Origin of the sequence: Streptomyces sp. ME19-01-6 (assembly GCF_033793745.1) — a bacterium.
In the GTDB taxonomy this organism is placed as follows: Bacteria; Actinomycetota; Actinomycetes; order Streptomycetales; family Streptomycetaceae; genus Streptomyces.
Window position 1 is genome coordinate 359,178 of sequence record NZ_JARAXF010000002.1, and the last position, 13,659, is coordinate 372,836.

The following is a 13,659-nucleotide window of genomic DNA, read 5'->3' on the forward strand; positions in this document are numbered from 1 at the left end:
CGCAGTCCACGCTCTTCCTTCGCGGCGTGCGCTCTCGTGGTACTGATGCGCTCCGGCTGGGTGCCGTCCGTCGGCATCGTCACTCCTGTCGACCGTAGGCGGGCACGGGACGCAGCAGGGTCGCCGGCATGCGGACGACGGTCGTCTCTCCGGCGCCGCTGGGCCCCAGCAGTCCCAGCACGTGCCCGCGCCGAGCCGACGGACTCACTCCGTCAACCGCGGTCGTCCGGCCGAATCTCCTGACCAGTTCGTCGACCTCGAACCCTTTGTCAGCCACGACGAATCTCCAATGCTCGCATTTTCCCGATGACGTCATCATCTGGATGTTGGTTGTATCATGACACGGGAGCGGAAGGGGACACGATGGCGAGGCTGACGCGCGCGCAGCAGCAGGAGCGGACCCGCGCGGCGGTGCTGGTCGCGGCTCGGGAGGAGTTCGCCGAGCACGGCTACGCCGAGGCCAAGGTCGACCGGATCGCCGAGCGGGCCGAACTGACCAGGGGCGCGGTCTACTCCAACTTCACCGGCAAACGCGCGCTCTATCTCGCGGTGCTCGCCGACGCCGCCGAACGGGCCAGGGCCTTCGCCGAACCGCCGGTGGAATCGCCCGACTCCGTCGGGCGAGCGCTCGGCTCGTTCGCCCGGGTCTGGCTCGAACGACTGCCCTTGGCCGGCGACACACCGGGGAGCGGGCATCTTCAGCTGCGGTCGCTGTCCGGAGTACTCGACACCGAGCCGGCCAGGACCGCGCTGGCCGAACTCGTCCGGTTCGAAGCCCTGCTGCTCGCTCTGGCACTCGAGTCGCGCCCTGCGGTGCGCGGCCGGATGGTGCGACCGGCCGAGCTGGCGCTGACTCTCCTCCACGGAGCGGCCGGTCTCGCGGAGAACGCCCCCGGGGTCGGCGATCCGTTCGACCTGGCCCGCGCCGCCGAGCACCTGGCCGACATCGCCCGCATCGACGACGCGGAGCCGCCGCACCTGCCCTTCATCGCCCCGGCACAGCCGGCGGAAGACCCGTGGGCGGCACCCCGAGGACTCGCCGACGAGATCACCGGCCGCGCGGTCGACCTCGCTGACGACGGTGTGGTCGTCGTGCTGGGCGTGAGCCGTCTGTCCGCGGCCGAGGAGGCGGTTCGCGCGGCGCGGCCACGCGACGCGGTGACGATCGTCGTCGTCACGAGCGACCCGGCCGAGACCGGTCGGCTGGCCCGCCTCCGCATCGTCGATCTCGTCGGCTGCCTGCGACGGGTGTTCTCAGCCGAGGGACTACCGCGGCCGCGCATCGTCTTCGACGACGGTGGCACGGTTCCCGCAGCCCTCGGCCGGACCTCGGTCGACGACCTCACCGAGGTCGCGATCCGGGTGCGTGGCGGGCTGATCGTGGCGCACGCGGACGGACGCGGCGCCGGCCACGCCGTGGCAGGCATCCGGCCACAGCGCGCCAGGGCGCTGCACCGCGCGTGAGGTCGAGTCATCGCCTCGCGACACCACATCAGCCCGGCAAGGTTCCTACAAGGTTTACCCAACCCCGGCGGCGCACGCTCGGAGAAATCGACGATCCGAAAGGCAGCCGGCCATGCGTCACACCCTCACCACCGGAGTCTGCGGCACCCTGGTCACCGGAGCCCTCGTCGCCGCGGGCGGCATCCTCGCCGTACCGGCCACCGCCGCCGGAAGCGGTGTGGTCTACGTAAGCCCCACGGGCAAGAGCGGTAATCCCGGTACACAGAGCAAGCCCGTGAGAACCCTCGCTGACGTGCGCAAAGTCCTCGCCGCACGGCAGAACCCACCGACGGTGACGGTGCTTTTCAAGGGAGGCACCTACAAGCTCCCCCAGTACAGGTGGGGGGACTGGTCGGCGCAGAGCGTCACGTTCAAGCCGCAGCCCGGCACCGGAGCCCCGGTCTTCGACGGCGCGAAGAAGCAGAAGTACTGGCTCGTCGTCGATCCGACGAGGACGAAGCTCACCTTCACCGGGTTGAGGCTCAGCCGGTACACCACGGGCGGGATCATGCTCCGCGGCACCGGTACGGCCGACAGCCGAAGGGTCATCGGCGCCACCATCAAGGCAATGCGGTTTACGAACATCGGCGGCGCCAAGTCCGGTTACGCGGCGGTCCATCTCAACTACGCCCGGAACACCACGATCACGGGGAACACCTTCAGCAATCTCGTGAACAGGGACTGCCCCGGCTGTATGCACGCGGTGTACTTCGCCGAACAGAGCAACAACAACACCGTCAGCGGCGGAACGTTCTCCAAGATCAGCGGGGACGCGATCCGGGCGGCCGACTACAGCAACGGCAACAAAGTACGGGGTGGCCGCTACAGCAGGACCGGCACCAAGGCGGTCTTCTCCGCGTGGCGGCTCCGGCGCAACACCAGGTGTTCGCACGGCAATGTCTTCTACACCACGGTCAGGTTTTCCAAGAGCTACAAGAACACGACCATCCCCACCGTGCTGGACGGAGCCGACGACAGGACGAAGCCCCCGTGCACTCCGCGTGCCGTTGTACGCAAGAACCCCTGATCCGGCCATCTGCCGACGAGGGCACCCGAGCGCCCGCATGTTCAAGCCATCCGGACGCAGTCCGCGGCCAGACGCAGGCTCTCGTTGACCGCGTGCGGGATGTCGACGACCGGGAACAGCGCGTGTCGTACGGTCCGTTCGGCGTCGACGACGAGGATCAGGCGCTTGTGCCGCAATCGGCCCGCGCCGCGGAAGGTGGGCAGCCTCAGGGCTGCGGCCAGTTGGTGGCGGGCGTCGGAGAGCAGGGGGTACGGGACCTGCTCCACGCGGGCGAACTCTACCTGCTCATGGGTGAGCTGGGTGCTGGCACCCCGTACGTCCACGCCCGCCCGCCGGAAGTCGGGCCAGGCGTCCCTGAAGAGCCGGTTCTCCAGCGTGCAGCCGACGGCTCCGGGAATCTGCTCGCCCCATTCGATCCCCGTGCCGGGGTAGGTGAACAGCACGGTCGCGGCGGCGTCCCGCGAGACGACGGGGAGGCCGGTGCCCTGCGTGCCGGGCAGGTCGAGGTCGTCCGGCAGGCGGGTGCCGGCCAGGGCGTGCACCCGGGCGTGCTCGGCGCCGTCCTCGGCGGCCGTCGCGGTGACACTGCCGTCACCCAGCACCCACCGGTCGCCCCAGTCCTGCATCGCGACGAGCAGGGGCAGCAGCGCGACCCCCGCGTCGGTGAGCAGGTATTCGTAACGCACCGGACGCCGCTGGTAGAGGCTGCGTCGCAGGACGCCCTGGGCCACGAGCCGGCCGAACCGCTCGGTGAGCACCTTGCGGGACAGGCCGATCTCGGCGGCCAGCGCGTCGAAACGGACGTACCCGCGGGCGACTTCCCGCAGGACCAGCACGTTCCACCAGTCCCCCAGGACCAGGGCCGCCTGGGCGATGCCACAGGTCTCGTCAGCGTTGTGCATCCTCATACGCCCATAGTAAGTTCCCTTTCGGGACTCACTTTGTTTCTCGATGGAACTTACTGGAACTTACCGCCCGCCGTGACGCGGGCCCAGCATGAGGAGTGCACCGTGACCGCCATCAGCCGGGTCGTCGCACGGGAGATCATCGACAGCCGGGGCAACCCGACCGTCGAAGTGGACGTAGAGCTCAAGGACGGCTCGCTCGGCCGCGCGGCCGTCCCGTCGGGCGCTTCCACCGGCGCCCGCGAGGCGGTCGAGCTGCGCGACGAGGACCCCGCCCGCTTCCACGGCAAGGGCGTACGGCGGGCCGTGGACGCCGTGAACGAGACCATCGCGGACGCCGTGATCGGACTCGACGCCGAGGACCAGGCGACCGTCGACCGCACCATGATCGAGCTGGATGGTACGAGCACCAAGTCACGGCTGGGCGCCAATGCCCTGCTCGGTGTCTCCCTGGCCACCGCCAAGGCCGCCGCGGCCGCCCACCGCCTGCCGCTGTACCGCTACGTCGGCGGAGTCGACGCCCGCCTGCTGCCGGTGCCGATGATGAACATCGTCAACGGCGGCGCCCACGCCGACAACCCGCTCGATTTCCAGGAATTCATGATCGCCCCCATCGGCGCGGCCACCTTCGCCGAGGCGGTCCGGATGGGCTCGGAGGTCTTCCACACCCTCCGCGGCCACCTGATCGCCGCCGGCCACAGCGTGAACGTCGGCGACGAGGGCGGCTTCGCGCCCGACCTGCGCACCGCCGAGGAGGCCCTGGACTTCGTCGTACAGGCCATCGAACAGACCGGCTACAAGCCCGGCACCGACATCACCCTCGTCATGGACCCGGCCACCTCCGAGTTCTTCCGCGACGGCGTCTACGACTACACCGGCGAGGGCATCCGCCGCACCCCCGCCGAACACACCGACTACCTCGCCACCCTCGTCGACCGCTACCCCGTCGCCTCCATCGAGGACCCGATGGCCGAGGACGACCATGACGGCTGGCGCGCGCTGACCGCCCGGCTCGGCGACCGCTGCCAGCTCACCGGCGATGACGTCTTCTGCACCAACGAGACGCTGCTGCGCGCCGGTATCCGCGACGGCATCGGCAACTCCATCCTGGTGAAGGTCAACCAGATCGGCACCCTCACGGAGACCCTGGCCACCGTCGCCACCGCCCACCGCGCCGGCTACACCGTCGTCATGTCCCACCGCTCCGGCGAGACCGAGGACACCACCATCGCCGACCTCGCCGTCGCCACCGGCTGCGGCCAGATCAAGACCGGCTCCCTCTCCCGCGCCGACCGCACCGCCAAGTACAACCAGCTCGTCCGCATCGAGGAGGACCTGGGCACCCAGGCCCGCTACGCGGGCCGGGAAGCCCTGGGGCTGCGCCGCTGACACCGGCCCCGTCCAGGTGGGTCGCGCGGCCGGTTCGCCCGGCTCCACTCCTGCGCGGAGAGCTTGTCGGTGAGGTGGCGGCGCACCGCGGCGTCCAGGCCGGGGCGCACGGTGGTGATGGCCTGGCGTCCGGTGTCGCACGCGTCGGCCTACGCGGTCGCTCACGCCTACCGGCAGTTCCTGGACGCCCTGCGCGAGGGCGGCACGTCAGCCGTACCCGATTGCGCGCAGGGCGCCGCCGCCAGGCACCGCAGCATCGAATCCGTCATGACGACAGCCTGACCGGACGTGCGACGATCGGTCGCACGAATGCTTTCGACCTACACTCATCGAAGAAACCGACTATTCCGCGGTCCCTCCGCTATGGCGAGAAGAGCGATCTGGCGATGTTCGATCTGCACCGACTGCGCCTGCTGCGCGAACTCAAGCACCGCGGCACCCTGGCGGCCGTCGCCGCAGCCCTGTCCTACGCCCCCTCCTCCGTCTCCCAGCAGCTCTCGCAGCTGGAAACCGAAGTCGGCGTCCCGCTGCTGGAACCGGTCGGACGGCGGGTGCGGCTGACCGAGCAGGCCGAGATCCTCGTCGCCCACACCGAAGCGGTCCTCGAGCGGCTGGAGCGCGCGGAAGCGGAGATCGCCGCCTCCCTGACCGATCTGACCGGCACGCTGCGCATCGCCTCCTTCCAGACGGCCGCCCTGGCCCTGGTCCCGACCGCGCTCGGCCTGCTGCGCGAGCTGCACCCGCAGCTGCGCGTCCACGTCACGCACGCGGAGCCGGAAAAGGCCCTTCCCGCCCTGCAAGCCCGCGACTTCGACCTGGTCCTCGCCGAGGAATACCCCGGCAACCCCAACCCGCGGCCCGTCGAACTCGAACAGGAAGACCTGCTCGACGACGCCCTCCACCTAGCACTGCCGAGGCCGGCCGACGGATCGGACACCGCGGGTTCGATGGCGGCGCTGCGCTCACTGGCGGACCACCCGTGGGTGATGGAGCCAGAAGGCACAGCCGCGCGGCACTGGGCCATGACCCTGTGCCGCAACGTCGGCTTCGAACCCGACGTACGGTTCGAGACCACCGACCTCCTGCTCCACCTCCGCCTCGTCGAGCAGAAGCACGCCGCGGCATTCCTGCCCGGCCTCGTCTGGAGCGGACAACCCCCGACCGTCACCCTGCGACAACTCCCCCGCGGTCAACGCACGCGCCGCATCTTCACCGTCGTTCGCCGCGGCCGCAGCCGGCACCCCGCCATCCAGGCATGCCGGAACGCCCTCCAGCGGGCGGTCAGCCAGGGTTCTGTTGCCTGACGCGGCGCTGATCGTCGTCCGGCTCGGTCGGCAGGGTAGGCCGGGGGCCTTCGTCGGGCAGCACCACCAGGCGTACGGCCATGTGCCGTGAGTCGGGTGGGTGGTCGCCGGGCTCGGTCACGTATTTGCGCAGCAGCGTCTGGTACTCCTCGACGAATGAGGCGACCTGTTCCTTCGTCATCCGCAGCCCGGAGCGGTAGATCTGATTCCAGCCTGCCGAGGTGTCGTATCCGGCGTATGCGCTCACGACCAGGTTCAGGTCATGGGTCATCTTGAGCGCGCCGATCTTTGTTGCAGCCTCGCGTTCGTCTGCCGTCATCTCCAGGCCCGGCGGCGTGAAGATGTCCGTCATCAGCGATCTCCACCAGCGCTCCCGGCCCGTGGACCGCTCCTCGATCTCGGCGATCAGCTTGAGGGCGGCGAGCTTGCGCAGGTGGTAGCTGGTGGTGCCGGTGCTCTCGCCGAGCGCTTTGGCGACGCTGGTGGAGTTCGCTTCGCCATGCTCTCCGAGGTAGCTCAGGATGTCGCGGCGCACCGGGTTGGACAGTGCCTTGTAGAAGGCCTTGAGGTCCTGGCCGGTGAGCACTCTCGTCTCGGGGCGCTCAACCATGCCGATCAGCGTACTGCAGAGACTCTCTGCAGTACCGCAGAGAGTATTTGCAGAATATCTCTGCAATCACTACCTTGGTTTTGAACGGCGCCGGCGGGTGCCGGGACACATGGGGGTTTGAGATGCGGAGAGACCTGGCCGGGAGGCTGTTGCCAGCCGCGGGGATGGCGCTGGTGCCCTGGCTCGCAATCCTCTGGATGACATTGCCGGACTCCTATCCGGCACAGCACTGGCGGGTCGCCTGGGTCGGTCTCGACATGCTGGAGATCGCCGGTCTGCTGACGTCGGCGGTCCTGCTGCGGCGCGGTGACCACCGGGCGCCGCTGGCGTCGATCGCGACGGCTGTGTTGTTGCTGGTCGACGCCTGGTTCGACGTCATGACGGCCGGGCGTGACGTGGTCTTCTCACTGGTACTGGCCTGCACTCTGGAGCTGCCTTTGGCAGCGCTGTGCGCTGTTGTCGCGCTGCGGCCGCTGGTGGTGGTTTCCGCCCGGGCGGCCGCTGCTCGACGGGGGGCCGTCCATGTCTGACTCGCTGGATGCCCGGATGCGGGACGAGATCGACGACCAGGTCGCGGAGGCATTTGACGCCTATCTGGCCGACCGGCTGGCCGAACCCGGGCCACTGCGCACATCACTTGCATCGAGGCGCAGCGCCGGGGTAGTGCTGGGCACGATCGGGTTGGGCACCCTCGCCACGGTGCTGGCGCCGACCGGAGGCACCGTAGTCTGCTGGATCTGGGGCGTGATCGCGGTGATCGATCTCGCGTGGTTGCTCACTGCGCGTTGCCGTTGACGGTCCCTGGACCGGGCCCAGGCTCACTCGACTCCGAGGCCCTGGCGATCGACCACGGCGGGACCCGCCTGAGCCCAAGGATGAAGGGGACTTTGACACGGCGCTGCCGTTGCTCACGGAGCGGCAGCGACGGTGGCTCGTCGTCGGCAGGTCAGCGGTGGCAGTAGTCATGCGGTGAAGACCTTGCCCGGGTTGAGTATCCCCACCGGATCCCACACCTGCTTGATGCCGCGGTGCAGGTCCAACACGGCCGGGCTGAGCTCCCTGGCCAGGCCGCGCATCTTCAGCAGGCCCACCCCGTGTTCGCCGGTGACCGTACCGCCCAGTGCGATCGCCTGGTCGACGACCTCCTCGAACACCTCCCGGCCCCGGGCCAGTTCCCGCTCGTCGCCACGCGGCACGACCAGCATGGGGTGCAGGTTGCCGTCCCCGGCGTGGGCGAGGCCGGCCATGCGTACGCCGTTCCGCTCAGCGGTGCGCTCCAGGCGGGCGAGCATCTCGGGGACGAGGGTGCGGGGGACGCAGATGTCCTCGCTGAGTACCATGCCCAGGCGTTCCAGTGCGGGGTAGACCAAGCGGCGGGCGGCGAACAGGGCGTCCGCCTCGGCCGGGTCGCCGGACCGGGCGCTCCAGGCGGCGTCGGCGGCCTCGAAGCAGGCCAGCACCGTGTCGGCCTCCTGGACGCCGGCCGCTCCGGGCGCGTCGCAGCGGGCCAACAGCAGCACGTTGCCGCCGTCGGTGAGGCCCATGTTCTTCCACTCGTCGACGGCGCGCAGACAGTAGCGGTCGACGAGTTCGAGGGCGCTGGGGACAACGCCGGAGGCCACCACGTGGGCGACGGCCCGACCGGCGCTGGGCAGGTCGTCGAAGTAGCCGACGACGGTGTGCTCCGGGGCGCGCTCGCCGCGCAGCCGCAGGGTGATCTCGGTGACCAGGCCCAGGGTGCCCTCGGAGCCCACCAGCAGGCCGGCCAGTTCGAAGCCGGCCGAGCTCTTGGCGGTTCGCCGCCCCAGCCGGACCACCTCGCCGCGGCCGGTGACCGCCTCCAGGCCGAGCACGTAGTCGCGGGTCACGCCGTACTTCACGCAGCACACGCCGCCCGCGTTGGTGGCGACGTTCCCACCGATGGTGGACCACGGGGCGCTGGCGGGGTCGGGCGGGTACCAAAGGCCCTTGGCCGCACATGCGGCCCGGAGGTCGTCGTTCACGACGCCGGGCTGCACCACGGCCAGGCGCTCGTCCGGGTCGATGCGCAGGATGCGGTCCATCGTGGCGAACGAGACAACCACACAGCCGTCGACGGCGTTGGCGCCGCCGGACAGGCCGGTGCCGGCACCGCGGGCGACCACGGGCACTCCTCGTTCGGCGCAGTACGCCACGACGGCCGCGACCTCGCCGGTGTCGCGGGGTCGCACGACGGCCACCGGGAGGGCGTACGGCGCACCGGCGGCCTCGTCGTGGGCGAAGGAGGCCAGCCGGGCCGGGTCGGTGATCAAACGTTCGACCGGGAGGAGCCCTCCGAGATCAAAGGGTGTCGTGGTCATGTCCGCGAGATTCGCACCGGGCCGGGAGTGGGGCAATTGGCCCTTGGTACACGCTCCGCCGGGTGTACCAAGGGCCAATTGCCCCCTGTCCAGGCGTCGGCAAGCCTGGTCCAACGCCAGGCCAGGCCGTGCACGCGGCGATCAGGAGGGTGAGTCGATGACGGCGGTGCTCACGGGAATCGGGGGCTTTCTCCCGCCCAGGGTGGTCACGAACGACGACCTCTCGCGCACTCTGGACACCACGGACGAGTGGATCCGCACCCGGACCGGGATCCGGGAGCGCCGGGTCGTCGCCGACGGCCTGTCGACCGGGGGGCTGGCCGTGGCGGCCGGCGCTCGGGCCATGCGGTCGGCGGGGGTGACCGGGGTTGACGCGGTGGTCGTGGCGACCACCTCGCCCGAGCGGCTCTGCCCGGCGGTGGCGCCGGAGGTCGCGTCCCGGCTGGGCCTCGGCACGGTGGCCGCCTTCGATCTGACCTCGGCGTGCAGCGGGTTCCTGTACGGGCTCGCCACCGCGTCCGGCCTGATCGGCTCCGGCACCGCCGACACCGTGCTGCTCATCGGGTCGGAGGCGTTCACCACGCTGGTGAACCAGGCGGACCGGACCACGGCGCCGATCTTCGGCGACGGGGCGGGCGCGGTGGTGCTGCGCCGTGGCGAGCCGGACGAGCCGGGCGCGCTGGGCCCGTTCGACCTCGGCAGCGACGGCGCGCTGGCCGACCTGCTGGCGATTCCGGCCGGCGGCTCGCGGCAGCGTTCCGCGGACGGCGGGCTCGGACACGGCACGGTGGCGACGGGTGACTGGTACCTGCGGATGGAGGGCCGTCCGCTGTACACGCAGGCCGTCGCGCGGATGACGCAGTCGGCGCAGACGGTCCTCAAGCGCGCGGACCGGTCGGTGGCGGATGTCGACTGGTTCGTCGGTCACCAGGCCAACCTCCGCATCGTGCGGGCGGTCGCCGAGGAGCTGGAGCTCCCCGAGGAGCGGGTCGCGGTGAACATCGACCGGGTGGGCAACGCCCTGTCGGCGTCAGTGCCCCTGTTGCTGAACGACTATGCCGCCCGCGGTGACCTTCAGGTGGGTCAGCGGGTGCTGCTGTCCGCTTTCGGGGCCGGCCTGTCCTGGGGCTCGACCACGTTGCTCTGGCCGGACATCACGGCCGAACCCGTCAGCTGATCTTCGTCCTTCAACTGTTCCAGGAGGAAACGCCATGAGTTCCCTGCACGACTCTGTCGTCGAGGTCTTCGTCGCCCGCTTCGATCTCGACCCCGAGACGGTGGTGCCCGAGGCCACCTTCGACGACCTCGGCCTCGACTCGCTGTCGCAGATCGAGCTGGCGACCGCGCTGAAGAAACGCCTGGGCATAGTGATCACCGACGAAGAACTGTCCGAGATCGCCGTCGTCGGGGACATCATCGCCATCGCCGAGCGGAAGGGCGCCGCGGTCTGATGACCGGTTTCGCCGCCGCCATCACCGGAATCGGGCTCATCACGCCCGCCGGTATCGGGGTCAAGGAGAACTGGGACCGTGTGGTCGAGGGGAGACCGACGGCGGCGCACCACGCCGACCTGGACGGCCTGCCGGTGACCATGGCCTGCAAGGTGCCCGACTTCGATCCGGCCGGTCTTGGGCTGCGCGGCGCCTGGCAGTGGGACCGCTACTCCCAGTTCGCCATCGTCGCCGCGCGCGAGGCCCTGGAACAGGCCGGGCTCAGCCCCGGCGCGTGGGCGGACAGCTCGCGGGTGGCCGTGATCCTCGGCTCGGGCGCCGGCGGCACCGCGACGCTGGAGGAGCAGCACCGGGTGATGATCGAGGAGGGGCCGTCAGAGGTATCCGCGATGACCCTGCCGATGGGGCTGCTGAACATGGCGGCGGGCCAGGTGGCGATCGACATCGGCGCCAACGGACCCTGCATGGCGCCGTGTACGGCGTGTGCCGCCGGGGCGAGCGCGATCGGCCTGGGCCGGGAGCTGATCCGGTCGGGGTTGGCCGACGTCGTCGTAGCCGGCGGCGCCGAGGCGCCGATCACTCCGCTGTACATGTCCTCGTTCGCCAGGATGCGGGCGCTGTCGCGGCGGCTGGACGCCCCCGGGACCGCGTCCCGTCCGTTCGACGCGGGCCGCGACGGGTTCGTGCTCGGTGAGGGCGCCGGGGTCGTCGTCCTGGAGTCCGAGGAGCGCGCGCGGGCCCGGGGCGTGCGGCCGGTGGCCCGGGTGATCGGGTACGGCGCCTCCGCGGACGCGCACCATGTGACGTCCCCTCACCCCGAGGGCAAGGGCGCCGAGCTGGCCGTCCGAGCGGCTCTCACGGATGCCGGGCTGACCGGCCGGGACATCGGGTACGTCAACGCCCACGGCACTTCCACTCCGCTCAACGACGTCATCGAGGCCGGGGTGATCCACCGTGTGGCCGGACCGGATGTCCAAATCAGCTCCACCAAGGGGGTCACCGGACATCCGCTCGGCGCGGCCGGGTCCATCGAGGCCGCGTTCGCGGCGCTCACCGTGCAGCACGGTGTGATACCGCCGACGGCGAGCACCACCGAGGTCGACCCGAGGGTGCGGGTGGACGTCGTACACGGTGCGGCCCGCAGCGGCCGCGTGGACGTGGCCCTGAGCAACTCCTTCGGCTTCGGCGGCCAGAACGCCGCCTTGCTGATCGCGTCCGCCTGACCGTAGTGGCCCGCCCTTCTGCCGGTCATCACGAACCGAACCGCAGGAAAGGACCCATAGATGACCCCGTCGGTCTCCGCCGACCTGTCCCGGTTGCTCTTCGACGGCAGGTACGAGCAGACGCACCAGGACCTCCATGAGCTGCTGCTGGACCCCGTGTTCGACCCCCGTGAGGGGCTGAACATGGCCGAGTCCGGGAAGCTGGCCTACGAGCGGTCGCGGGCCGTGCACGCCGGTCTTGAGCGCCCACGGGAGATCTTGGCGGACCCGTGGCGGCTGTTCGCGCTGGCCGAGTGGCCGTCGCTGGTGGACGTCTCCACGTTCTCCCTGCTGATGGTGCACTACAACCTGGCCTTCGGCACGGTCGTGGAGCACGGAGCGCGGGACGACCTGAAGGACCTGTTCGACGAGCTGGACCGGTTGGACTCGTTCAGCCCGTACATGGCCACCGAGCTGGGCTACGGCAACAACGTGGCCGCGCTGCGCACCGAGGCCGTGTACGACGCCGAGACCGGGACGTTCGTACTGAACACCCCCGACGCGCTCGCGCAGAAGTACATGTCGTACAGCGGGTTCCAGGACATCCCGAAGCTGGCCGTGGTCATGGCCCGGCTGAAGGCGGACGGCAAGGACCACGGCGTGTTCCCGTTCCTGGTCCGGATCAGCGACCGGGGCGGGCTGTGCGAGGGTGTGCACGCGGCGCCGTGCCCCCAGAAGCCGGTGCAGGGCCTGGACAACGGCCTCACCTGGTTCGACCACGTACGTGTCCCGCGCCGCAACCTGCTCCACGGCGACATGGGCGGCTTCGACGAGAACGGCGTGTTCCGCCCGGCCTCCGGCAACCAGCGCAAGCGGTTCCTGCGCGCGATGAGCCGGATCCTGCCCGGTCGGCTGTGCGTCTCCAGCGCGGCGACAGGTGCGGGCCGGGCCGGCGTGTACATCGCCCTGCGGTACGCGGCGCAGCGGCTCACCAACGCGCCCGGCCGCAACGATCTGCCGGTTATCGAGTACCGCAGCCACCAGCTCGCGCTGTTCACCGCGCTGGCCAAGACGTACGCGATGACGCTGCTGCTCAACCACGCCAAGCGGGAGTTCACCAAGACGCCGCGGGACTCCGCGCCGACCGAGCTCAACCACCTGGTGTCGATCACCAAGGCGCTGTCCACCTGGGAGATGACCGAGGTGGTCGCCACCTGTCGGGAGCGCTGCGGGGCCCAGGGCATTTTCAGTGTCAACCGGATCGCGGACTACGGGTCGCTGCTGCAGGGCCTGGTCACCGCGGAGGGCGACAACCAGGTGCTGCTGGCCACCACGGCGGGGCAGATCATCGCGCAGGGCGGCGACGGCGTGGAGCCGGACGCCGTCCCCGATCCGCGGGGCCGGAGCCTGCGTGATCCGGCGTTCTTGGTGGCGGCTCTGCGCCACCGGGAGCGGGAGCTGCTCCGAGCGGCTCGGGCGGCCATGACAGACGACTCCCAGGACCGGACGTACTTCGAGGCGTGGAACGGAACCATCAACGCCGGTCTCGAGATGGCCCGGGCGCGCGGCGTGCGGACCGCGCTGGAGTGCTTCACGGCCGCGGTGGACGCGGCGCGGGACGAGACGGCGCGGGCGGCGCTCGGCCTGCTGGCCGCTCTGTACGGGCTGACCGAGGTGCGGCGGGCCGCCGACTGGTTCCTGGCGCGCGGCGCGCTGACGGCCGAGCAGGTGGAGCGGCTACCGCTGGAGGCAGACGCGCTGTGCGCGGAGATCCGACCGTACGCCGACACGCTGATCAGTGGGTTCAACCTGTCTCCGGAACTGCTGCGGGCGCCGATCGCGGCGGACGACTACGTGGCCGCCTTCCAGCGGCGGACCGGCGCCTTCGGCCCGGCCGCCGCCCGGTCCGCCAACGGAAGCTGAGGGGAG

15 protein-coding genes are annotated in these 13,659 nt (G+C 70.5%); 11 read left to right on the forward strand and 4 right to left on the reverse strand.

Features of this window, described 5'->3' with window-relative positions; genetic code table 11:
* Positions 1-79: 79 nt before the first annotated feature.
* Positions 80-277: a hypothetical protein gene (locus tag PV419_RS05315; RefSeq protein WP_319686480.1), complete on the reverse strand. Its 198-nt coding sequence runs from the start codon at positions 275-277 to the stop codon at positions 80-82.
* Between the two features lie 86 nt (positions 278-363).
* Here PV419_RS05315 and PV419_RS05320 point away from each other — a divergent pair, with 86 nt between their 5' ends.
* Entirely contained in the window at positions 364-1,464 is a 1,101-nt protein-coding gene (locus tag PV419_RS05320; protein ID WP_319686481.1) for a helix-turn-helix domain-containing protein, read from the forward strand.
* A 112-nt stretch (positions 1,465-1,576) separates the two neighbouring features.
* Positions 1,577-2,530: a right-handed parallel beta-helix repeat-containing protein gene (locus PV419_RS05325; RefSeq protein WP_319686482.1), complete on the forward strand. Its 954-nt coding sequence runs from the start codon at positions 1,577-1,579 to the stop codon at positions 2,528-2,530.
* Between the two features lie 41 nt (positions 2,531-2,571).
* Here the strand turns inward: PV419_RS05325 and PV419_RS05330 are convergent, their stop codons facing one another.
* Positions 2,572-3,438 carry a winged helix-turn-helix transcriptional regulator gene (locus PV419_RS05330; protein ID WP_319686483.1) on the reverse strand — a complete coding sequence of 289 codons (867 nt, stop codon included), beginning with the start codon at positions 3,436-3,438 and terminating at the stop codon, positions 2,572-2,574.
* Positions 3,439-3,540: 102 nt separating this feature from the next.
* On the opposite strand from PV419_RS05330, the gene eno reads away from it, so the two are divergent.
* The 3 genes from eno to PV419_RS05345 all read left to right on the forward strand — a co-directional run bounded on the left by eno (position 3,541) and on the right by PV419_RS05345 (position 6,128).
* On the forward strand, positions 3,541-4,824 hold the full coding sequence (gene eno / locus PV419_RS05335; RefSeq protein ID WP_319686484.1) for a phosphopyruvate hydratase: 1,284 nt from the start codon (positions 3,541-3,543) through the stop codon (positions 4,822-4,824).
* Positions 4,825-4,956: 132 nt separating this feature from the next.
* Positions 4,957-5,106: a hypothetical protein gene (locus PV419_RS05340; RefSeq protein ID WP_319686485.1), complete on the forward strand. Its 150-nt coding sequence runs from the start codon at positions 4,957-4,959 to the stop codon at positions 5,104-5,106.
* Positions 5,107-5,210: 104 nt separating this feature from the next.
* On the forward strand, positions 5,211-6,128 hold the full coding sequence (locus tag PV419_RS05345; protein ID WP_319686486.1) for a LysR substrate-binding domain-containing protein: 918 nt from the start codon (positions 5,211-5,213) through the stop codon (positions 6,126-6,128).
* Here the strand turns inward: PV419_RS05345 and PV419_RS05350 are convergent.
* A complete protein-coding gene (locus PV419_RS05350; RefSeq protein WP_319686487.1) occupies positions 6,106-6,738 on the reverse strand; it encodes a helix-turn-helix domain-containing protein in 633 nt (210 codons plus the stop codon). The two genes, PV419_RS05345 and PV419_RS05350, sit on opposite strands and share 23 nt — an antisense overlap.
* Positions 6,739-6,935: 197 nt before the next feature.
* Here PV419_RS05350 and PV419_RS05355 point away from each other — a divergent pair, with 197 nt between their 5' ends.
* Positions 6,936-7,268, forward strand: coding sequence for a hypothetical protein (locus PV419_RS05355; RefSeq protein WP_319686488.1), 333 nt, complete (start codon positions 6,936-6,938; stop codon positions 7,266-7,268).
* Complete coding sequence (locus PV419_RS05360; protein WP_319686489.1) at positions 7,261-7,533, forward strand: hypothetical protein; 273 nt, start codon at positions 7,261-7,263, stop codon at positions 7,531-7,533. Before PV419_RS05355 ends, PV419_RS05360 begins: the two co-directional genes overlap by 8 nt.
* Positions 7,534-7,700: 167 nt before the next feature.
* Here the strand turns inward: PV419_RS05360 and PV419_RS05365 are convergent, their stop codons facing one another.
* Positions 7,701-9,077: an FAD-binding oxidoreductase gene (locus tag PV419_RS05365; RefSeq protein WP_319686490.1), complete on the reverse strand. Its 1,377-nt coding sequence runs from the start codon at positions 9,075-9,077 to the stop codon at positions 7,701-7,703.
* 157 nt (positions 9,078-9,234) lie between these two features.
* Here PV419_RS05365 and PV419_RS05370 point away from each other — a divergent pair, with 157 nt between their 5' ends.
* The 4 genes from PV419_RS05370 to PV419_RS05385 are packed head-to-tail and all read left to right on the forward strand — an operon-like array spanning position 9,235 to position 13,653.
* Positions 9,235-10,254 carry a beta-ketoacyl-ACP synthase III gene (locus PV419_RS05370; RefSeq protein WP_319686491.1) on the forward strand — a complete coding sequence of 340 codons (1,020 nt, stop codon included), beginning with the start codon at positions 9,235-9,237 and terminating at the stop codon, positions 10,252-10,254.
* 34 nt (positions 10,255-10,288) lie between these two features.
* Positions 10,289-10,528, forward strand: a complete 240-nt coding sequence (locus PV419_RS05375) for an acyl carrier protein (protein WP_319686492.1) — start codon at positions 10,289-10,291, stop codon at positions 10,526-10,528.
* The gene (locus PV419_RS05380; RefSeq protein ID WP_319686493.1) at positions 10,528-11,751 is read left to right on the forward strand and encodes a beta-ketoacyl-ACP synthase II; all 1,224 of its coding nucleotides are present in this window, start codon (positions 10,528-10,530) and stop codon (positions 11,749-11,751) included. The genes PV419_RS05375 and PV419_RS05380 overlap by 1 nt, the downstream gene beginning before the upstream one ends.
* 60 nt (positions 11,752-11,811) lie before the next feature.
* Complete coding sequence (locus tag PV419_RS05385; protein WP_319686494.1) at positions 11,812-13,653, forward strand: acyl-CoA dehydrogenase; 1,842 nt, start codon at positions 11,812-11,814, stop codon at positions 13,651-13,653.
* The last annotated feature ends 6 nt before the right edge of the window (positions 13,654-13,659 follow it).

Bases quoted from the DNA above. Each gene is read 5' to 3' on its own strand.
- PV419_RS05320 (WP_319686481.1), top strand. From the start codon at position 364: ATGGCGAGGCTGACGCGCGCGCAGCAGCAGGAGCGGACCCGCGCGGCG.
- PV419_RS05325 (WP_319686482.1), top strand. From the start codon at position 1,577: ATGCGTCACACCCTCACCACCGGAGTCTGCGGCACCCTGGTCACCGGA.
- PV419_RS05330 (WP_319686483.1), bottom strand. From the start codon at position 3,438: ATGAGGATGCACAACGCTGACGAGACCTGTGGCATCGCCCAGGCGGCC.
- PV419_RS05345 (WP_319686486.1), top strand. From the start codon at position 5,211: ATGTTCGATCTGCACCGACTGCGCCTGCTGCGCGAACTCAAGCACCGC.
- PV419_RS05350 (WP_319686487.1), bottom strand. From the start codon at position 6,738: ATGGTTGAGCGCCCCGAGACGAGAGTGCTCACCGGCCAGGACCTCAAG.
- PV419_RS05355 (WP_319686488.1), top strand. From the start codon at position 6,936: ATGACATTGCCGGACTCCTATCCGGCACAGCACTGGCGGGTCGCCTGG.
- PV419_RS05360 (WP_319686489.1), top strand. From the start codon at position 7,261: ATGTCTGACTCGCTGGATGCCCGGATGCGGGACGAGATCGACGACCAG.
- PV419_RS05365 (WP_319686490.1), bottom strand. From the start codon at position 9,077: ATGACCACGACACCCTTTGATCTCGGAGGGCTCCTCCCGGTCGAACGT.
- PV419_RS05370 (WP_319686491.1), top strand. From the start codon at position 9,235: ATGACGGCGGTGCTCACGGGAATCGGGGGCTTTCTCCCGCCCAGGGTG.
- PV419_RS05375 (WP_319686492.1), top strand. From the start codon at position 10,289: ATGAGTTCCCTGCACGACTCTGTCGTCGAGGTCTTCGTCGCCCGCTTC.
- PV419_RS05380 (WP_319686493.1), top strand. From the start codon at position 10,528: ATGACCGGTTTCGCCGCCGCCATCACCGGAATCGGGCTCATCACGCCC.
- PV419_RS05385 (WP_319686494.1), top strand. From the start codon at position 11,812: ATGACCCCGTCGGTCTCCGCCGACCTGTCCCGGTTGCTCTTCGACGGC.